This window comes from Luteolibacter yonseiensis (assembly GCF_016595465.1).
Taxonomy (GTDB): domain Bacteria; phylum Verrucomicrobiota; class Verrucomicrobiia; order Verrucomicrobiales; family Akkermansiaceae; genus Luteolibacter; species Luteolibacter yonseiensis.
Genome location: NZ_JAENIK010000002.1, coordinates 158,624 through 179,683, shown reverse-complemented (window position 1 = coordinate 179,683; position 21,060 = coordinate 158,624). Strand labels below are relative to the sequence as shown.

Sequence of the window (21,060 nt, the reverse complement as noted above, 5' to 3'; positions counted from 1 at the left end):
ATGTTCAAGCGCATCGTTTACGAAGACTGGGCCACCATCGTGCCCATCATCTCCTTCATCGCCACCGCCGGGGTGTTCTTCATCGCCACCATCCGGGCACTCTGCCTGCCGCGCCACCGCTGTGACCAACTGGCCTCCATCCCCTTGTCCAAGACTCCCGACGAACCATGAACCCCAACGATTCAAAAAATCCGGAAGGAGGACCTCCCGTCGCCGAGTATGCCTCCAAATCACAGGAGGTCGTGCTCCGGAGCCACGAATACGACGGCATCCAGGAATACGACCAACTCATGCCGAACTGGTGGCTGGCGATCTTCTTCGGCTCCATCCTCTTCTTTGTGGGCTACTGGGTGTTCTACTACAATTTCGGCCTTTTCGAAAGCGATCAGGAAGCCATCGGCAAGCAGATCCAGGTCATCGAAAAAGCCAAAGCCGCCGCTCTGGAGGAGATGCTCGGCAAGCTGAATGACGACGCCCTGGTAGGCACCTGGGCCACCGATCCAGCAGCGGTGGCAGCAGGCAAGCAGACATTCCTCGGCAACTGCATCGCCTGCCATGGGGAGAATCTCTCCGCCCGCATCGATGCGGGCGGCGGCCAGTTCGTCCCTCTTCCCGGCCTTCCGTTGAACGACGGAGAGTGGAAATACGGAGCGAAGCCGATGGACATCTTCCGACTCATCAACAACGGCACGCCCGCGGACTCCGCCGGTCACAACGGCGCGAAAATGGCCGCGTGGGGTCAGATATTGCCGCCGATGCAGATCGCACAGCTCACGGCCTACCTCATCCACGAAAATCCGAAGGATTTTGCGAAGGGGGAGTGAGCCACCTCCGCAAGGAATGGCAGACTCCGATCCGCCCAGTCCCATGAAAAACCGATGAGGTGGGCTCCGGCGTTTCTCGTCGACCGTTCATGGACATGGCGGATCGGAGATCGCCTCTGCTTGAAACACCCTCCCTCCATTCCCAGCAAGATCCGCGCAGCAACCGAGAAGGGATGCGGAGCGCCATTCCTCCTCACGTGCCAATCTTTTCCCGTGCCTGTCACCCGCACATCACTGAAACGCCCGAACCTGGTTTCCGTCACCACCATCAATGCGGACGGCTCGCACCACGTGCTCCATCCGGCGGATGTGCGGGGGAAATTCACCAGAGCCCGGAGAGCGTTCGCCGGCCTGCTCATCGCCGTTTATGTCGCCCTGCCATGGCTGACGGTGAACGGAGCGCCCGCGGTGCTCTTCGACATCGAGCGTCGGCGCTTCCACTTTTTCGGACTCACCCTGCTGGCTCAGGATCTATGGGTGCTGTTCTTCCTGATCAGCGGACTGGGATTCCTCCTGTTTTTCATCACCGCCATCCTCGGCCGCCTCTGGTGCGGCTGGGCCTGTCCCTACACGGTGTTTCTGGATCATGTTTTCCGCCGCATCGAACGCTGGACGGACGGCGACGCAAGCGCCCGCCGCCGGTTGGCCGCCGCCCCTTTCACCGCCTCCAAGATCACCCGCCGCGCCGTCAAGCACGCGCTTTTCATCCTCGTTTCCACCCTTCTCGCCCATGTGTTCCTCTCCTACTTCGTCCCGCTGCCCCGGTTGTACCAATTCATGCTGCACAGCCCCCTCGCCAACGCCGGAGCCTTCGGCACCGTCGCCCTGCTCACCGGAGCCTTGTTCTACTGCTTCGGATTCTTCCGCGAGCAGTTCTGCATCATCCTCTGTCCCTACGGACGCATCCAGTCCGCGCTGACCGACGAGGATACCGTCGTCATCGGCTACGACGCGAAGCGCGGCGAACCACGGGGAAAAGCCACCAATCCGAACGCGGGATCGTGCGTGGATTGCACCCGCTGCGTGCAGGTCTGCCCGACCGGTATCGACATCCGGAACGGCCTGCAGATGGAGTGCATCGGCTGTGCGGCATGCATCGATGCCTGCGACGACATCATGATCAAGCTCAAGCGCCCGACCGGCCTCGTGCGTTACGATTCCACCCGCGGCCTGGCCGGGAAAAAACGCCGCATCATCCGCCCCCGCATCCTGGTCTATCTCCTGCTCGGCTTCCTCGGATTGGTCGCTCTCGGAGCCGTGGCGTTCCAGCGTGCGAAACCGGTTTTCGCGGAGGTTTCTCGGATGCGCGGCCCGTCGTTCTACACCGACGCCTCGACCATCCGGAACCACTACCAACTGCGCCTCGTCAACAAGCGCAACCAGACGGTGCGGATGAAGATCACCCTGGAGAATCCTCCGGCAGGATTCACCACCAGCGGAGCGGGCGAGACGGTGTCGCTCGATGCATTGGGAGAAATCAGCCGGCCGCTGGTCATCCTGCAAGGTCGTCAAAGCTACAAGGGCCCTTCCGAAATCACCATCCTGATCCACGCGGAACCCGGCGATTCCACCATCCGCCAGAGTCTGAAATTCCTCGGTCCCAATCCACAATCCCTGAAATGAATCCGCTGAAATATCCCAAGCTGATGGTCGTCGCCGCCTTCCTGCTGCTTCTCGCCGCATGGAGCTCGCTGATCATGGTGGCCGCGAAACATTCGCCGAAACCCATCGAAGTCGTCCGTCCCACCCGTTGAAACCATGGATGCCATCCATACCACCCTCGGCGCTCTCGTGGCAGGTCTCGTGACCAGCGTGCACTGCGTGGGGATGTGCGGCCCCATCGCCTGCGGGCTTGCCGCCATGCCCGCCTCCGAGGCTCAGCGGCTGGCGTCCATGACCGCCTACCACGCCTCCCGGCTGGCATCCTATGCCGTGATCGGCGGCGTCTGTGGGGCGCTGGGAGAACAACCTCTCAAATGGTTTTTCAACTCCCCCGCCGCTTTGCTGCCGTGGTTGTTGGTGGGCATTCTCGTGGTCTTCGCCCTTGGATTGGAAAAGAAACTGCCGCGCCCTCCGGCACTCCTGAGATTCAGCACGAGGATGCGTTTCCGTTTCGGCAGGATGTCCCCGATCCGGGCCGGCATGGCCGCGGGCGCGCTGACACCGCTGCTGCCTTGCGGCCCTTTGTATCTGCTTTTCGGCGCGGCATTGCTCAGTGGTTCCGGCCTGCGTGGGGCGGAGTTTTCCCTCGCCTTCGGTCTTGGGACCGTGCCCCTGCTCTGGCTCGCCCAGCACCAGATGCGGCACCTGCGGGCACGGCTCCAGGCGACAACCCTGGGCCGGGTGAAACGTTCGCTCGCGCTTTGCACCGCGGTGGTCCTCGCCTTCCGGCTGCAAGGCACGCTGCCTCACAACCACCCACCCGAAACCAACCAGGAGCTGCCCTCCTGCTGCCACTGAACCATCATGACCGACTGCCTTCACTGCGGAACCTCCTTCCATGAAACGGCTGCTGCGGAAAAATTCTGCTGCCACGGCTGCGAGTTCGTGCATGCGCTGATCAACAGCGAGGGGCTCGAGCGTTTCTATGGCCTGCGCGGCAATTCGAATCTGCCACCCGTCCGCAGCGCGCCGTTCGTTTCCCATGATTTTTCGTGGTTGGAAAAATCGGCACACGACATCGAATCCACCCTGCCACCCGGCAGTCCGGCGACAGGTGGGTTTTCCCTGGAAGGCGTCTCCTGCGTGGGGTGCGTCTGGCTGGTGGAAAACCTTTTCCTGCGCCGGAGCGGGGCGATGGAATGCGCGGCGAACCCGGCGACGGGAAATCTCCACCTCCGCTGGGTTGCCGGAGAGATGGACCTCGCGGCCTTCGCCCGTGAAGTCGCGAGCTTCGGTTACACAATGACTCCCCGTTCCCAAAACGCCGCGCGGGGGGAAGCCCGCCAGCTTGCGGTGCGTGCCGGCCTGTGCGCGGCCTTCGCCATGAACGCGATGGTTTTCACCCTGCCGCGCTACACCGGTATGCCGCTCGACTTCGCTTTCGCGCCGATCTTCCAACTCATCGCCTTCCTCTCGGCAATTCTTTCGATGCTTGTCGGCGGTGGTTATTTCATCCGGCGGGCATGGCTGGCCTTGAGGACCAGAACCCTGCACATCGACCTGCCGATCGCGCTGGGCATCGTCATCGCGTTCTCCGGTTCCATCGTCGGATGGGCTGGCGGGATCGAGGGACTGCTCTACTTCGATTTCGTCTCGATGTTCATCTTTCTCATGCTCGGCGGCCGCTATATCCAGGTCTCGGCGGTGGAAAAAAACCGCAACCGCCTGCAACGCCGCAAGCCAGTGCCGGAAACACTGCGTTCCCCGGATCACGCGGAACCTCTGGCACTGGAGGACATCGTCTCCAACACCCGCTTCGAGCTGCCGTCCGGCCAGGCGGTGCCCGTCGCGGCGACGCTCGATTCGCTTCCGGCGGATTTCTCCCTGGAGTGGATCAATGGAGAGGCGGCTCCCCAGACCTTCCAACCGGGGCGCAGCCTGCCCGCCGGGGCGATCCTCCTGGGCAACACCCCCGTCACGCTGACCGCCCGCGAGACGTGGGAGGATTCCCTGCTGCGCCGTCTCACCCAGGCACCTCGTGCGTCGATCCGGGTGCCCGCGCTGGAAAAGTTGCTTCGTTTTTATCTCCTTGCCGTGTTGGTGATCGGCACAACGGGATTTTTCTGGTGGCTCAGCCATGGTTCGACGGCGCAGGCGCTCCAGGTGATGATCTCCGTCTTCGTCGTCTCCTGCCCGTGCGCCCTCGGAGTGGCACTTCCCCTCGCCGACGAACTCTGCGGCAGCACGATGGAACGTCTCGGGGTCTTCATCAAGGAACCGCTGTTGTGGTCCCGCCTGAAACGCGTCCGCACCTTGATCTTCGACAAGACCGGCACGCTCACCATGGAACGCCCGGTCCTCACCAACCCATCCGCGATCACCCAGTTGGGAACCGAGGAAAAAATCGCCCTCACACAGCTCACCAGCGACTCGCTCCATCCGGTATCCCGTTCGCTTTTGGAAACGCTGGGCAGCGATGGACAACGCTGGTTGAGGGATTTCCCCACACCGGAAGTCACGGATGTCCCCGGCGCGGGACGGTTCTACCATGACGAAACCGGCATCTGGTCGCTTGGCAGGCCAGGCTGGAATCCCGAGACCGGAGAAGTTCCCCAGACCGGCTCTCCGGGAACGGTGTTCATGAGGAACGGTTTCATCATCGCCCGCTTTCTTTTTGTGGAATCCCTGAGGCCCGAGGCGAGGGCCGCCATCGACAGCCTGCGCGCGCGGCGATTCCGCATTGTCATTCTCTCGGGAGATCATCCTGAGAAGGTGGCCACCGCCGCTGCCCGTCTCGGTATTCCGGCGCAGGATGCCCACGCCCGGCTCCGCCCCACCGAGAAAGAAGACCTGGTGCGGAAAATCGACCGTCAGGACACGCTTTACCTGGGCGATGGTGCGAACGATTCGCTCGCTTTCAACGTCGCCTGGGCCACCGGCACCCCTGTGGTGGACCGCAGCGTGCTGGAGGGAAAGGCGGATTTTTACTTCATGGGCAGCGGGCTGAGGTTCCTTCCCCGCCTCCTCGCGCTGTCGAGGCACCGGAACCGCGTGGTCCGCAGCGCCTTCGCCTTCGCCCTGGTTTACAATCTCACCGCCATCGCATTCTCGCTCGCCGGGCACATGAATCCGCTTGTCGCCGCCATCATCATGCCCCTCAGTTCGGCGATTTCCCTCTCGATCGTGGCCCTCGGCCTCTGGGAGCGCCGATACGGCGTCGCGGAGGTTGCAATGGGCCCGGAGAACTCCTATCTTCCCCCATGGAGCGCTTCCGTTCCATTGGAAAATGATCAACGCGGACAAAGACTTCGAACAAACTCTGTTTGAAAAGCTCCATCGTTCGGAGCTTTTCCTCACCTACCAGCATGCGTTCAGAAATGCCACCGGCCTGCCCCTGCGTCTGGTCGACAGCGATACGAACAATTTTTGTCTCGACGACGAATCCGTGAACCGCAGCGGGTTCTGCGAGAAGCTCCATCTCTGCAAGATGCCCTGCAGCGCGTGCGTCGATATCAACCACCGCCTGATGACCGAAGCGTTGGTGAACGGTCCCTCCACCTGCCACTGCTTCGCCGGGATGGCCGCCACCGCCGTGCCGGTCCGCCACGGCCCCAGGCTCATCGCCTTTCTGAAAACCGGGCAGGTCTTCACCAGCGTGCCCGCCCCCAAGGCTTTTGACGAACTCTCCAAAGTCCTGAGCCGCCAGGGAATCGCCGCGGATGACATGGAGTCCCTGAAAACCGCCTACCTGCAGACCCGCGCGGTGGAGCCGGAGCGTTATCAAAGCATGGTCTTCCTGCTCGCCACCTTCGCCGAGCAACTTGGCAAACACGTGGACAAGATCGCGCTCGCCACCGAAGGGGCCGAACCCACCGCCGTCGCCCGTGCGAGGAAGCTGATCGAAACCTCGCTGGCGGATCCCCTGCCGCTCGCGGTCGTCGCCCGCCACGCCGGACTGAGCGAGTCTCACTTCTGCCGGATTTTCAAGGAATTCACCGGTCTGACACTCACCGACTACATCAACCGCCGCCGCATCGAATGGGCGAAAAGCGAACTCCTCAAACCGGAGGTCCGCATTTCCGAAATCGCCTTCCAGGTCGGGTATCAGTCGCTGTCGCAGTTCAACCGCAGCTTCGCCCGCTTTACCGGCAGCTCTCCCACCGGGTTCCGGAGAAGGGAGTGCGTGTCACTCCAGAGGGCGGATTGATTTTCCGGAATCCTCCTTGAGATCATCCGGTTTTCGAGCCTGCCTGCCCCTACCCTTGCGCCGCCTCGGGCCTCCGCATCGTCCCGGTGTAGAAAATCGTGAGCGTCACTTGTGTCCCCGTCTCGGATTGGGACATCTTGTGAATCTTGACGTCAGGGATATATCCCAGCCATTCCTGCAACAACGCTTGAAGCTTGTTTCCTTCTTCCCTGAAAACGATTACCTGCATGATGCGTCCGACTCCATTTGTGTTATAGTGTGCGAAAACTACCCATTTGGGGGACAACGTCAAGGATCAGCGGATAATTATCCTTCTTTCCCGACTTCGGACATCTCTTCCACCCTCATGCTTTCCGCAGGAGAAGGACTCAGATGGCGCCAAGAATCCTTTTCCGGATTCAACGCCTGCGGCGCGCCAACCAGCCGACCAGTGCCAGATTGAAAATCAGCAGGATACCGGGCTCCGGAACGGAGGTGATGGTGACGAATTTCGTCGCGCCCCCCTGATCGCTGGCAAAGTTCCCGCCACCCGAGCTGTCCGCGTAGTTGAAGAGCCATGAATTCCCGCCTATGGCGAGAACACCGCCATCCGTGACCGGTGTCCCGTCCACCGAGAACAATCCTCCATCCCAGCCGTCGACGTAACTGATCAGCGTCAGCTTGGAACCATAGGCGGCGAGTGCGGAGAGATCACCGCTGAATACCAGCGACGCCCCCCATTCGATGCCGAGTCCTCCTTCCGAATGAATGAGGCTGCCATGCAACGTCGTGGTGTTCATCGCATAGGTGAAGGTGGAGCCGCTGTCCAAGACCAGATCACCCACGCCGAGACTGCCGATGTGGGATCCGAGGGAATTCCCTGGAGAAATCTCGCCGGAGATCAACACATCGCCGGAAATCTCTCCGCTCCCCTCCAATCTCGCATTCAGACCGACTTCAACCGAGGAAGCGAGGCCACCATTAACGACAAGGGAACCGGCCTCGACCATGGTGGGCCCGGAATAGGTGTTTTCACCGGTCAGGATGACATCGCCTCCATCGAGTTTGCGTATGCCTCCCAGACCGCTGATATTTCCCGCCAGCGTTCCCTCGCCACGGATCGTGGCCGTCGTTCCACCGCTGATGACCATATTGCTGACAATGACATCCTCCGTCGCGAGCCGGAGGGTGACGTTGGAACCGGCGAGCGACACCATCGTCCCCACTCCGAAGGCGGATCCGCTGGCAACCTCCAGTTCACCCGCATTCACGACGATGGAGCCGGTGAAAGCAGCCGGTCCGCCACCACCTGCCGATGTTCCACCCACACTCAAGGTGCCCGCTCCGGTCTTGAAGAGCTGGCCGGATCCAGAAAGGCCGCCACTGAGGACCAGCCGTTCGGAAATCCTGGCGGTGATCCCGTCATTCCCGCTGCCGGATACCGCCAGAACCGCCTTCAGATCACGCTGGCCCGCTGGCGCGGTGATATCGTCCGCGATCGCTCCACCCGCTCCGGGATCCACCAGGCCGGTTTCAGCGGAGGTGCCGGTGGTGCGCAGCGTCCATCTGGTGAGTCGTCCCGCCGCCCCCTGGCGCGTATCGGCGATCAGCAGGTGCCAGGTTTCTCCCACCACATTTCCATTCAACGCCGCCAGCCCGTGGGTCACATCGCCTGGATTGTAGGGGACGGGCGGCGCGTATGGATCCACACCGAGCCTGCCGTCGGCCTGATAGGTGCCGGTGGCGGTCGCGATATTGAAAACATTCTGCGCCCCGCCCGAATCATCGAAAATGATGTTGGCAGATGACAGAGGGCTTCCGAACAGAGCGGTGTCCGTCATACGCGGACGGTTCAACAGGACCGCGACGCGCTCTTCCTCGGAAGCCGTGCCGTGCGTGAGTGAAACGTAATAGTCGCCCAATCGCATCGAATTTCCGGCGGCCCCTTCCAGCTCGAGTCCCACATCCACGTCCGTGATCGTGGCGAAACCGCTGTCGAAGTTCCTCACGTCCAGATAATGGCCGTTGTCAGGGACATTCTGGTTCACTTGAAACACACGCTCCACGGTGATCTGCGAGCGTGCCCTGGCGGCAAACGCCAGAAGGCACAGGATCGTGAACGCGTGGGGTTTCATGGATAGGATGGAGGAAGGGTTTTGTGGAGCGCGTTCAACGCCGCGCGCGGAAGAACAAGCTGCTGTTCCATGCCGCGGCAAAGTTGCCGGGGCGGTTCAGGAAGACGGTGAACGAGCCGGTCGGCCCGGTGGAGACGGTCCCGGCGGAAAGCCATTCCGCAAGATCAGTGGAATACTCGATCTGATAGTTCTGCCCGGGCACCCCGGCGAAATCAAAGCTGCCGGTGGTGCGGCTGCCGTCGAAGACCGCCGGTCCGCGCCTCAGCATGTTCAGATGGAAGGTGGGCTGGAATCCGGAGACGTTGACCGTAACCGTGACGGCGGCGGAGGACAGACCATCGCTCACCGTGTAGGTGAAGGTGTCGCTCGATGCGGTCGAAGGGACGAAGAGGATCCAGCCCGCGTCCGCCCCGGTTCCCCGGTAGACGGCATTCCCCGCTCCCGGCGCAACGGCGGTCACGGCCAGGCCGGCGGAGGTGATCGTGCCATTGGCGAGGACCCGGGCGTCATTCGCGAGAAGCTCCGACACGGAGATCAGGATCGACGCGTGATTCGCCGGCTTGGTCAGCGTGTCCGCGGCAGGAAGCGGTCCGGTGATCACGAAATCAAAGGAGGCGCTTCCGGCATACCACGAACTCGTGGGAGTCGCGGTGACGGTGTAGAGACCGGCCATGGAAGGCGCGCCTGAAACCGGACCGTAGGAGGTGCCTCCCCTCCCCTTGTAACTGAAGGTGAATCCGCTGTCCGCACTGCTGGTGACGTTGAAATTCTTCGGCCCGCCATCCGCCGCCAAACTGGCGGGAGGAATGAAGGTCACCGCCGGCAGTCCGGCGGGATCCTGCAACTGTCCGGCGTATCCGCTACGGGATTCATAGTGGGAAGATCTTCCGGCGTTTCCCGGGGATGCGGAGAAGCTTGCGCTGTAATCCCCACCGGAGGCGGACCGGCCGCCTTGGTCCACCGCCAACGGTTCGAGCGTGTAGCTGACGCTGGCCCCACCGATGGCGGAGCCCCGCATCAGAAGCATGAGCAATGCCTTGCGCGGGAATGTCATCGGTCACCTTCTCCGATCGCGGCTTCCAGTTTCCTCAGGCGGGCTTCCTGATCCGCCACCCGTTTTTTCAGGACCTCGTTCTCGCGATGGAGTTCCTGGATGGCGGCGGCGGAATAGATGGTCAGCGGATAGGTGTCCACCTGCAGGATCTCCGAGCCGTCCGACAATTTTTCCCCACCCCCCCGGACATGATCGGGAAACACGGCGGCGAACTCCTGGGCGATGACATTCAGGAAGCGGCCGTCGCCCAGCGAGGGATGCAGGGCGAGGTAGTCATCCGTGTAGCGGAAATCCACGAGCCGGACCAGATCCAAGGTTTCAAGAGCGCCTGTGACCGTGCGGATGTCCGTCTTGATGCGGCGGTCCGAGTTGGCGAGCCATCCGCCCGCGCTCGTCTTGCTGGCGTTTCCCTCGACTTCGAGGGGGTTGAGAACCGGAGCGCGTCCGATTCCAATCTTTCCGACATTGCTTTCATCAAGGCGGGCGACACGCACGGGAAGGGAATCCGCACGCAGGGCCACCAGATGATCTTCTCCGGCGGCGATGGCCGTCAGACGGCTGGCGTCAACCGGCACATCCAGCAGGCCCGGGCCGCGGGTGCCCCAGGCCACGAACGTTCCATCACTTTTCAATGCCGCGCTGAAGGAGTAGCCGCCGGCAACCGCAATGACTCCGGAGAGACCGGGCGGCACCGCCAGTTGCTGGCCATTGTTCCAACCCCAGGCAACCACGGTTCCGTCCCTCCGGACGGCGAGACTGTGGAAATCACCGGCACCGATCGCGACGACGTCCGCAAGATCCGCGGGGACATCGAGCTGCCCCGCGGTGCTGCGTCCCCAGACGACCACCGTTCCATTTCTTTTCAACGCCAGGCTGTGGTAGCCGCCGGCGGCGATGGCGATGACATCCGCCAAGCCCGCCGGCAGGTCCGTCTGTCCGAAACTATTGTCGCCCCAGGCCCTCACCGTTCCGTTCGCCAGCAAGGCGAGACTGTGGTCCTCACCCGCCGCCACCGCCGTGGCGGTCGTGATTCCGGCGGGAACCGCGGACTGCCCCAGACTGTTGTCCCCCCAGGCCACGACGCTGCCATTGCTCCTGCGGGCGAGATTGTGATTCCCGCCTGCGGCGATGGCGGTCACCGAATCGAGGCCCGCAGGTACCGCTGGACCGTCGCCACGGGTAAGAACCGTGCCGCCATCCAGCAACACCAGGGTATGGCCTCCGCGTGCGGAAATGGCAGCCACTCCAGCCAGCGGCGGCAGGCTGGTCTGTCCATGTTCATTGGATCCCCAGGCCAGCACCTGCCGGGATGGGGCACCCACGATCGCACCAGAGTCCACTTCCAACGCTTTTTCAGCCATCATCGCGTAGGGCGCGGCGGCAAGGCGATGGTCGGGGGCGATGTGTTGGAAACCGTTCACCCCATCGTTGAACCAGACGCGCAGGCGGACGTCCGCGTTCTGAAAAACCTCCGCCGGGACCGGAGTCATGTTCGTGATCGCGGCATCCCCCAGCAGCACCGAGTAGAGGCCGCGGGTGACATCGAGTGAAACGAAGGTGGTTGGTTCGCCTCCTCCGTTGCTGGAGCCGTCGTTGCTCCAGAAACTCTGCGTTCCCTGGCTGTTCACCAGCGCGAATTTGAACCGGCCGGTTCCCTGGAAGTTCGCGCCCGCGACAGCGATCCGCCCCTGGTGATTCAGGACACGCGGGGATTCGGCCTGGCCATGGGCGGCGAGCAGGCTCAGGGAAATCGCGCACTGGCAGAGGATCGCTCGAAAGGAAATCATGGATTGGGCTTGGGAGGTGAGGTAACGGGCAGACGGCCTTGGACGGTGTCCGGCACGGGTGCGGGTGCGGACTGCGGTGTGTGTGAAACCCCTTGTTGGAATCCGCCGCCCGAATCGGTCGCCAGAAGCACCTTGCCATCTTTGCTGAAAACGAGCCGCATGTGCCCGCGCGGTGCTTCCAGAACTTCGACCTCGCCGCGTTTGAAAGAAAACCACGATGGAGCCCCGTCCGAGACCGGAATCTCACCACTGGGGCGGAGATCGAACGCATTGTCCTCGCGGAGATGTTTCACGAGCGCGGCTGAAGGCTTGAGCTTGATGAACCACTGCCACCGGTTCACCCCATCCGCATCCGCCCACTCGCGCCGTTCTGCCGCCTCGATGCGGTCCTCCCCGGTGGGACGCTTCCAGAACGCCCGCTGGAACACATCGGCGGGATCGGCGTTCACCGAAGTCGGCGCGGGTCCCCGGGACGGGGCCGGCACAGGAGAGCGCGATACGGGAGGAGCGGATTCCCCGGCCCGCCATAGAAACACAGCCGCCGCAGTCACGCAAACCACGGCGGAGATGGAAAGCGCGGCTTTCATCAGTTCCCGGAATTCGAATAGGTGCGCAGGAAGAGCTGGATATCCTTCACGCTGGCGGCGAACCGGCTCAGACCGTCCTGTTCGTTGTTGGAAAGCGTGTTGGCAGGGATCACAAGCTTCCATTTGCTGTTCCAGACACTGCGGCCGATGAGACGGCTGTTGGTGAACTCGGCCGGCACGGAGCTGTAGAAGGCGCTCGCATCGGGCACCATCCGGAAGGCCTGGTGCTTGCGGAGTATCCAGGGCTGTTCGCTGAGAGTGCCGTTGGCGTTGAAGAACTTCGTGCTGTTGAAGTCGTTTGCTCCGAGGTTGTAGGGCAACGGCAGCGCCTGATCCTTCACCTGCCACGCCCGCAGGATGTTGTTGTCTCCGAGCGGCGGGGCGAGCATGTAGTCGCTGCCACACGGAATGAGATAGGCATACGGCGTGGCGCTGAGGGAATTGGCTCCCCCGTTGGCGGGTGTGCCGCTCACGACATTGCCGGTCGCGTAGGTATCCATGCCCACGTAGCCGGGAAGCGCGACGCCCACGTTGTAGATCTTGGTGGCGAAATTGCTCGGAGTGTAGGCGTGGTCACCACCCGCCAGGCTGAGTCCGAAGAAGTTCTTCCCATCCTGGATGGTCGTGCTGAATGGAATGACGATGCCGGGTATCGCCGTGCCATCGGGCTTCCTGGCGATGCGGCAGTAAGCCGCCACATCCGAGTCGCCGAGGACGTTCGCCACGATATGCCGCTCGAGCGTCTGCTGCCACGCGTTTTCATCACTGGTGATCGATGGATCGTCCAGCAGGCGGAACAACTCTTTCCGGAGCGAGAAGACGGTGCCGTATTCATCCGGGTTGTTGATTCCGAGGCGGCCCTCCGCCACCGAGAAATCCGCCTTGAGCTGGGCCATCGTTCCCGCGAGCCCCGCATCGCCGAGCGTGCTGACGGTGGATTGAGGCACGCCGCCGGTAAGATCACCCAGCGAGCGCGAGGCGATGATCTTGTCGAAGACTTCCTGACCTCTCGCCGTGCCGAGGAGGCCGGTTTCATAATCGTAGCTCTTGGCCGCGAGATAGCTGTAGCGGCTCGCGAGATCGAACAACGAGCGGTATTGCTCCAGCGCCTCATTGCGGAAGATCCGGAATCCGAGATCCCTGGTGCGGTATCCCTGGATCACCGCGGCGGCGCGCTGGCGGAAGACCTCGCGCTCGGCGAGGATGCGGTCGCCTTCGGCACGCAGGTTGACGGCTTTCTGGTCGGCGCGCTGCTGGTTGGCCACAAGTTCTGCGAACTCGAAGTGCTGGCTGAGAAGGTCGCGGTAGGAAGCCTCCATTTCATAAGCAAGCTGCTTTTCCTCCAGGTCCAGATTCATCTCCTGCAACGTGTCCTTCAGCAAACCGGAGAGAACATCCGCCGAAGCCTCGCTGGCGATGGCTCCCGCCATGAGTCCATATTTCGCGTAAGCCATCCCGTTCATCACCGTGGAGGTGGCGAGCTTGATGCTGCCACGGACAGGAGCGGTGGCATCGGTGGCGAGACCGACGGACTTCGGCAGCGACTCCGCGGCCGCCTCGGAAATCTGGTAGGTGGTGTCGGAGGTGATCGTGAGGAAGGACTGCGCGCGCGTCATGATCATGGAGGCCGTCTGCAGGGATTTCACCGCGATGGCGGTCTCCTTCGTTTTATCGAACTGGATGCGGTGGTTGCTGACGATCTCGCTGAACGCCCACGCCTGACGGGTGAAATTGGCCTGTTTCACCTTCAACTCGTTGGCCGCCTTGAGCAGCGCCATTTGCGAAAGATAGGAATCCAGCAGCGCTTCCTGCAGGGAACCCGTCTGCGGCCGAGTCCCTCCGATTCCCATGACCTCGGCGAACTGCGCGAAACGGTTCGGATTGATCGTCACGGCAGCCTCCTTTGTATCAACCGAATTGTAGCTTCCCACCACATCGGCGATCGTGTCACCGGTGAAGCCCCTCACCTGGGTGGGAACACGCATGGTAACGGTCACGGGCTTGGTGGTGTCCACCAGATCCGAAGGACGGTTCAAGACAAACCACCGCTCGGTATCGGGACCGACGTAGCCTTGCGCGTAGGTTTTCCCGGCTCCCACATCTCCCGAGTAAGGGCGGCCGAAGATATCGATCAACTGGTTCACGTAGGCGCGTTCCTGCTGGACGATCGCCGTGTTGTAGTCGTCGATCTGGTTCTGCTGGTTGCGCAGCGAACGGGTCATGCGGCTGGCCTGGTTGAAGGCGCCGCTCGCGTTCACGAGGGCGTTCAACGAGCGGGAATACACCTGCTCGAACTGGGAGTTCCCGGCCTTCATTTCCGAAGGAGAAAGATCGAAGGCGATGGTTCCCGAAGTCAGGCCCAGCGGATTGATTCCGGAGTTCGCATTGTCGATCGTGGTTTGGAAACTGGTGGCCGTGGCGACGAGCTGGGAAATCTCGGGCACCGTGGTGCGGTCGATTTTCTGCACGCCCGAATGGCTGATGTCATGGTCCGGCACCATCGCGTTCGCCACGGCCCAGTTGAGATACGCTCCCTGGGTGCTGCGGCTGACCCACTCGTCAAGTCCCTGGCGGCTGGTGATGCCGGTCTGCGGGTTGCTCCCTCTGGAATCGCGGTAGGAACTCCAGCCCGCCGATGGGTCGTCCTTGTAGCTCTGGCGGAAGACAAGCGCGCAGATCTGCTGGGCGGTGCGCGCGATATTCGATGCCGCGGCGGCGAACTTCCGTTCATCCATGTAGTCCACCGTCACCGGCTGGCCGAGCACGGTCACGGCCTCGGCACGCGGCGTCCACGTGAAGTTGCTGTTGGTGAGCAGGCGATAATAACCGGTGAGCGCGGTCAGGTAGTGTCCATAGGCGTCGCCATGGCCCTGGGGGAACATGCGCTGGGCGTCCGACTCGTCGATCACGCCATCCGCCGTGCTGCCGCCGACCTTCTCCTTCACGTTGTAATTCACCGCATAGATCACCTCGCCGCTGTTGATGCCGCGGGTATAGTTCCAATAAAGGCGGTTGTAGGCGGGTGCGGTGCTCACACCCGGACTGAGGAAATCATCCCGCCCGCGAAGCATCGCGAGCTCCTCTTCCAGGGAACTCGCCACCTGCCCCTCGAACGAGAAGCGGCTGGTGTTCACCTCGTTCACCGAGGTTTGGTCGTCCAGGGAAATGGTCGGGTTCGCGGCATCCGCATAGGCCTCGTTGCCGAGAATGGTGTAGAGATCGTTCAAATAACCCGCGGCGAGCGTCAGCGCGTTGTTGGTGTCGGGATCGTTGGTATTCGCGTTGATGCTCATGTCCTTTCCACGATTGAGCACCGTTTCGTAGATCGCGATGAGTCCGACGTCATTGATGTTCGACATCGTGAGCGCCACATCCCCTTCCCAACGCGTGCCGGCCTGGGTGAGCACGCTCACATCGGTGTTGGTCGCGTTGTTATACAGGTCCTTGACGCGCTGTTCGAACGGATTGATCGCGGCGAGCACGCGCTTGATCCATCCTTCCACGAACTGCGGAGGCATCCAGCGCGACCATTTCACCTGGCTCTGGCTCAAGCCATCGGTGAGGACGTTGCCACTGGAAACCTTCGGACGGTAGCGCATGGTGAACCACCGGTCGTTGAGAACGAACTGCGGCCCGCCGAACGGCAGCTCGCTCGAACTGCCGACCATCGCGATGTTGGTGTTGATTCCGGTGGGATCGAGCGGCGTCTGCCACACGTCTCCGGTCACGACCGCGTCGGTTTCCTGAGAAGCCTCGAGCATGAAGTCCAGCGACGTGACCGTGTTCGGATCGGCGGTGGTGTAAACCGCCACCTCGATCGCGTTGGGTCCCGCCGTGAAATAGCTCGGCGCGATGCTGAACTGTTTGGAGAGTCCGTTCTGGGTGAGACCCGCGCTCGCGTTGGTGAGAGCAAGGCCGGTTGTCGCAGCGTTGTGCGCGAGCACCGGACGCTGGTTCACATACAGGACCAGACCGTCGTAGCTGCCCAGAGCCGCGCTGAACACGATGTCACCGGGGACGCCGCTGCTGAAATCCACTCCCACGCTGGATTTCACCACGAGAGCCGGATAGCCCGCGGCCGCCTCGGCATCGGTGTAACTGGACGATGCGATCACCTCGGACGTCGGACGGTTCTGGGCATCGAGAACGTAGGAAACAGGATGGACATTCTCGCCGCGCGGGAATGGCAGGGAGCTTCCGGCAGCGGTGTATTGGTCGGCGGTCGGTCTCAAGGCACCGGGATCGCGCACCACCAGCCACTTGTTGGAGGCGTTCGACGCATCACCCACACGCTTGGTCATGACGGTCGAGTAGACGGCCGGCGCGCTCGCCGCTCCTGTCGTCCAGCGCCACTCGAACTCGTAGTCCTCGGGGCGTGAGGCGAAGTCGCCGCTCTGGCGCAGGGTGACCTGCTCGTCGAGCGGATTGCCGGACTGGATGACCTTCAGGTCCCCCACATAAAGCTGCTTGGCGACCTTGATGACCTTCACCTGGACCGGATCCTCCTGCGGCTGCTGGTCGGGGTTGCCGCCATTGCCGAAGACCATCGTGACATAGCCGGAACCCTTGCCCGACGCGGTCAGGGCGTAGCTGTCGACCGGAATGTTCGGATTCTCGGTGTAGGGAATTTCCTGGGTCCGGTAAGTGATGGAGTTTCCGACCACATAACTGCCCGCGCGGGACGGGTCCGGCACGTGGATGTCCACCTGGGTCTTCAGGGCGTCAATGGCGGAGTCCCAATCGGACTTGCCGGTGGTGCCCGTTGGCAGCAGGGCCTTGATGATCTCCACCTCCTTGGCGGCGAGGGTGTTCAGATCCAGATAATCCTCGCCCGCGGGCTCGTCATGGAACGCTCCGGCCAGAACCAGGGTGCCTTTGGTCCCTCGGTTGGGATCGTAGTAAAAGCGCTGCTGCAGATGGGCGGGCAGTCCTTGGAAATAAGTCCTCCCCTGATAGCTGGTGGTCTTGAGCAGGGACGGCACCGCGGCAAGCGTCACGCCACTGGAGGCAAGGGTGGCGACCTTCTCGCGCGTCGGGTCATGAAGCACGACGCTGTGCTTCGACATCGCGGACGCGGTGGCCGCGTTCGCGATGGACTGCTGATAGAAGATCTCCGTGCTCGCCTGCCCGCGCACCTGCGGCAGGCCGAACTTCGGCAAGGTCAGGGTTTCCGCCACCCGGAGTTCCGGAGCATCCGCCGGCCATGCGGGACGATAGGTGATCGTCAGAGGTTCGTCGATCCCACCGGGAGATCCGTCGGCATTGGAATCGATTTCTTTCAAACTGAACTCCTGTCCGCTCCGTTCCGGCCTGCGCAGGAACGGCATCAGGGTCCCTACCTCGGGTTCACCGGAATAAGGGATGAAAAATCCTTCGCGGCTGGGGTAATACAGCTTCATCCTCAACGTCGGAGACGCTTCCGCGGTATGGGGCCCGCGATGGATCCATGTGAATCCCTTGCGATCCTTGAACGTGAATCCCTTGTAGGCGGGCAGGGTTGAAACGGTTCCGTTCGCCGGAGCATCCGCACCGATGATTTCAAGATCCTTGCTGGTCCGGTTCGCGCCGGTACCCACCATCGGCGCCGGCATCAGCGGCAGCGGATAAGGTTTCACCAGCAAGGTCCCCGCGGTGGCGGTGTAGTCGAAGTCATAAGTGGCGTTCGACCGCCTCACCTTGTAGGCCTTCATCGCCGGACGGGCGTCGACGGGATTCTGGTAAGCGAGAAGCAGGAAGGGCTCGGAGGTGTAATTCTCCCCGCTGGTGATATTGAGGTCGTCCCGCAGGGCATACGCACGCGGTGATATCGAAAAGGCGTGTTCCTCGTTCGGATTGTAACCGGGCTTCGAGGGATCGTTCTGGTAATAGACGTATCCCGCATCCTGCGCGGCGGAAAGATCGTCGGTGCCGACGCCCTGCGCGATCACGATCTCGGGAGAGGTGGTGGCGGGATAGCTGACGGTGTATCTGCCGATTTTGCCGGGCACGTAGAGATCCGGAAATTCCGTCGAGGGACGCGCGATCTTCTTGAACCAGCGGACGGTAAGCTGCTGGTGGTCGGCAGGAATGACGTTCACCGGGATGATCGCCCCTTTGTTGGCCGCTTGGATGCCGGCGACGAAGGGATTGACATAGCCTTGAGGGAAATAGCCTGTCCCGTAAGAGATGTAGCCCGCGTTCTCATGCCCGTCGGGAGCAACCAGGCGGTCGCCCACGGTCGCAACGGTTTTGATCGGCGAACCGACGTCGCTTTCAACGGTGTGAACCAGGGTGGCGAAGTTCCGGAGGGTGAAATTATCCAACAACAGCGAATGGTCGCCGGAGACAGTCGCATTCTCGATCAACAAAACGGCGGTGGCTCCTGTCGCGGTGAAAACAACCTTTTTCACCTGGTAGCCGCCCGAGGAGACCACCTCCGACAACAAGGTCTTTCCGTCAGCCTTCACCCTCATGGTGGGCGTGTTGCCGCTGCGGGCATTGACACCGAACGAAACCTGATAGCTCCGCCCCGCGATCAGTCCTGTGATGGTGGTGGACAGGTTGTCGGTACCGGTTTCACGCTGGATGAAGGCGACATTCGATCCCTGGGGGATCGTTCCGTTGTCGGCGAACGGACCGGCAGCGGTGTTCAGGCCAACCCTGCCGGCTTTCGTCCATCCGGTGATGCTGTTGGCGGCACTGACATACCCCGGGCCTGCGGGTGCCGCATTCGCCTCGAAACTCGGATTGCTGATTTGTCCTTCCACCACGGGCACGCCCGCTCCCACGGGAACCATGACGTAGCGGGTCCCGTCAATGATGCGCGTGATCACCCCGTGGCCCGGAATCCCGGCACCGGTGACGACCATTCCCACTTCCAATCCCGCCGTGCTGCCGACCGTCACCGTGATGGCGCCATTTTCAGCGATCATTGTGGAATCAAGATCCAACGAGCGGGCTTCTCCCTGGCTGTAGAGATTCACATACCAGACATTCGAACTGCCGATGAATTTCAGCAACGAGCGGTTCCGTTGGTCGGAATCGGCGGCGAAATTGACGAACAACCGCTGTGTCGAGAGATCGATCGACGCCTCGCTCTGGGCCGGATCATCCTGATAGATGATGGATGGCAGCGAGCCGTCGGAGAACGGCACCCCGGTGCTGGCGTTACCGAGGGAGGAATCAACGGTGTAATGGGCATAGTCCCGGAGATTCGGCGACCAACGGAGCCAGTAGCGGTCCTGAAATTTCGGCCACTGGATCCCGTAGGCACCCGCCTCAAGCCAGTAGAAAACCACCCGGTTGTAAGCGTCCAGGGAGGCCGGCGTGCCATCGTCCGGGGTGTTCTCGCCACTCGTCGTACGTTCGGCGAAATAACCGACCGTAGAATCGGGCCGGACGGTCGTCCCATAGTAGCTCGATCCATTCTGCAGGCTGCTCAGGACCGGAGCGGGCGTCAGGGCCGGGTAGCCGCTACCGCTGTTGACCAGGGTGAGCCCGGTGACCGTTCCATTCACCACCGTCGCCGTGGCGGTGGCCGCCATGCCCTTGTCCGGCGTGGCGAATGTCACGATCGGGGCGGTGCTTCCATAGCCGCTGCCACCGTTGATCAGGTTGAGGCCGGTGACCTTGCCGTTCGTCACCATGGCGGAGGCCTCCGCCGCCGTGCCGGCGCCCGGAGGCGGAGCGATCGAGACGGATGGTTCGTGGGGCCCGATCTCCTTGCCGAGGTGCACCGTGTTGTAATGGACCTCCGGCACGCGGACGATCTCCACCACATCGGAACCGATGAACTCGTGGATATTGCCACCGAGGCGGACATTGCCGAGATATTCGATGAAGATCCGGCCTTCGACGTTGTAGGCATGGAGCTGGCCGATCCCGCTGAACTTGTCGAACGAGAGCGTGGTCAGATTCGGCGTGAGCGGATTGTTGCCGGGAATCTGGATCTCCTTCGCAACCGCCTTCGGCACCGTGCCGTAATACGCGGGATTCACCGTGGTGATGCGGCTGTCCGTGATCTGCACCTTGGGCCCGTCGAAGCCGCCTTCGGTCCAATAAATCCTGCGCACCGGCAGCGTGGTGTTGGAGGAAACTGCGAAATCCTCGGTCCGGATGAGGTAATTGTTGTTCGCATCGGGCACTCTCGTCACCCAGGTGATGGTCACCCTGCCCGCTTGTGAGGCGAAGACCTTTTCCGCGTGCGGACTGTAATAGTACGTGTTCGCGGGCATGATCTGGACCGATGTCGCGCTGTTGATCGTTGCGTTGGAATTGCCCGCCAAAGTGACGTTGTTGCCTTCGATCGAAGTGATCGGCTGGCCGAGAATGGTGGCACCGACGACCAGGCTGGCCGGCAGCGTGCCGCTGACGGTCACGCTGGTGGTGTTGATGGACGCGTTCGCAACCGTCACATTGGAAACGGGAAACACGGTGGTCGCCACACCACCGATTTGGAAAATTTCTCCGGGCTGGACCGGCTGCACGCGCCAATAGGAGGAACCGGCGGTGGTGATGCCGTCGGCCTGGGCGAGCGGAGGGGTGATCACGTCGCCGAGGGAGAACCGCGGGACCCCCGAGGCGAACACGCCGCCGATCGTCACCTGACGCAGCACCAGATTCTTCGCCGTGTTCGACGGATAACGTGATGTCAGGGTCGATGAGTCGGAAAGAGGTCCGCCTCCACCCGCCACCTGCCCCATGGAGGAGAACTGCGAGGAGGTGGGAGGAGGATTCGTGACATTGGGCGGACCGGAGGGCGTCGCCGCCGTACCGCTTGCGGTCTGCGGCACGAACATGCTGTTGAAATTACCCGATTTCAGCTCGTACTGCCCCATGGCAGCCGCTGCGAGCATCAGCGAGCCGAGGAAGGATAGAACACTGCAGGTTCGGTTCATTGCGTGAGT

The 21,060-nt window shown here is 62.2% G+C and carries 13 protein-coding genes; 7 read left to right on the top strand and 6 right to left on the bottom strand.

Going from position 1 to position 21,060, the window contains the following annotated elements; all coding sequences use genetic code 11:
• The 7 genes from JIN84_RS01640 (at position 1) to JIN84_RS01615 (ending at position 6,633) form a co-directional block, all read left to right on the top strand.
• Complete coding sequence (locus JIN84_RS01640) at positions 1-171, top strand: hypothetical protein (protein WP_200349276.1); 171 nt, start codon at positions 1-3, stop codon at positions 169-171.
• A complete protein-coding gene (locus JIN84_RS01635; protein WP_200349275.1) occupies positions 168-824 on the top strand; it encodes a cbb3-type cytochrome c oxidase N-terminal domain-containing protein in 657 nt (218 codons plus the stop codon). Before JIN84_RS01640 ends, JIN84_RS01635 begins: the two co-directional genes overlap by 4 nt.
• Before the next feature lie 213 nt (positions 825-1,037).
• Positions 1,038-2,447: a cytochrome c oxidase accessory protein CcoG gene (gene ccoG / locus JIN84_RS01630; RefSeq protein ID WP_325099542.1), complete on the top strand. Its 1,410-nt coding sequence runs from the start codon at positions 1,038-1,040 to the stop codon at positions 2,445-2,447.
• On the top strand, positions 2,444-2,578 hold the full coding sequence (locus tag JIN84_RS23185; RefSeq protein ID WP_267908139.1) for a hypothetical protein: 135 nt from the start codon (positions 2,444-2,446) through the stop codon (positions 2,576-2,578). The genes ccoG and JIN84_RS23185 overlap by 4 nt, the downstream gene beginning before the upstream one ends.
• Positions 2,579-2,582: 4 nt before the next feature.
• Positions 2,583-3,284 carry a sulfite exporter TauE/SafE family protein gene (locus JIN84_RS01625; RefSeq protein WP_200349273.1) on the top strand — a complete coding sequence of 234 codons (702 nt, stop codon included), beginning with the start codon at positions 2,583-2,585 and terminating at the stop codon, positions 3,282-3,284.
• A 6-nt stretch (positions 3,285-3,290) separates the two neighbouring features.
• Positions 3,291-5,753: a heavy metal translocating P-type ATPase metal-binding domain-containing protein gene (locus tag JIN84_RS01620; protein WP_200349272.1), complete on the top strand. Its 2,463-nt coding sequence runs from the start codon at positions 3,291-3,293 to the stop codon at positions 5,751-5,753.
• On the top strand, positions 5,713-6,633 hold the full coding sequence (locus JIN84_RS01615; RefSeq protein ID WP_200349271.1) for a helix-turn-helix domain-containing protein: 921 nt from the start codon (positions 5,713-5,715) through the stop codon (positions 6,631-6,633). The genes JIN84_RS01620 and JIN84_RS01615 overlap by 41 nt, the downstream gene beginning before the upstream one ends.
• A gap of 49 nt (positions 6,634-6,682) precedes the next feature.
• Here the strand turns inward: JIN84_RS01615 and JIN84_RS01610 are convergent, their stop codons facing one another.
• The 6 genes from JIN84_RS01610 to JIN84_RS01585 all read right to left on the bottom strand — a co-directional run bounded on the left by JIN84_RS01610 (position 6,683) and on the right by JIN84_RS01585 (position 21,051).
• On the bottom strand, positions 6,683-6,862 hold the full coding sequence (locus JIN84_RS01610; protein WP_200349270.1) for a hypothetical protein: 180 nt from the start codon (positions 6,860-6,862) through the stop codon (positions 6,683-6,685).
• 169 nt (positions 6,863-7,031) lie between these two features.
• Positions 7,032-8,747, bottom strand: a complete 1,716-nt coding sequence (locus JIN84_RS01605) for an autotransporter-associated beta strand repeat-containing protein (RefSeq protein WP_200349269.1) — start codon at positions 8,745-8,747, stop codon at positions 7,032-7,034.
• Positions 8,748-8,781: 34 nt separating this feature from the next.
• Positions 8,782-9,801, bottom strand: coding sequence for a hypothetical protein (locus JIN84_RS01600; protein WP_200349268.1), 1,020 nt, complete (start codon positions 9,799-9,801; stop codon positions 8,782-8,784).
• Complete coding sequence (locus JIN84_RS01595; RefSeq protein WP_200349267.1) at positions 9,798-11,588, bottom strand: tail fiber domain-containing protein; 1,791 nt, start codon at positions 11,586-11,588, stop codon at positions 9,798-9,800. Before JIN84_RS01595 ends, JIN84_RS01600 begins: the two co-directional genes overlap by 4 nt.
• Positions 11,585-12,175 (bottom strand): hypothetical protein, encoded by a 591-nt coding sequence (locus JIN84_RS01590; RefSeq protein ID WP_200349266.1) that lies wholly within the window; start codon positions 12,173-12,175, stop codon positions 11,585-11,587. Before JIN84_RS01590 ends, JIN84_RS01595 begins: the two co-directional genes overlap by 4 nt.
• Positions 12,175-21,051, bottom strand: coding sequence for a DUF642 domain-containing protein (locus tag JIN84_RS01585; protein WP_200349265.1), 8,877 nt, complete (start codon positions 21,049-21,051; stop codon positions 12,175-12,177). The genes JIN84_RS01590 and JIN84_RS01585 overlap by 1 nt, the downstream gene beginning before the upstream one ends.
• Positions 21,052-21,060: the final 9 nt, after the last annotated feature.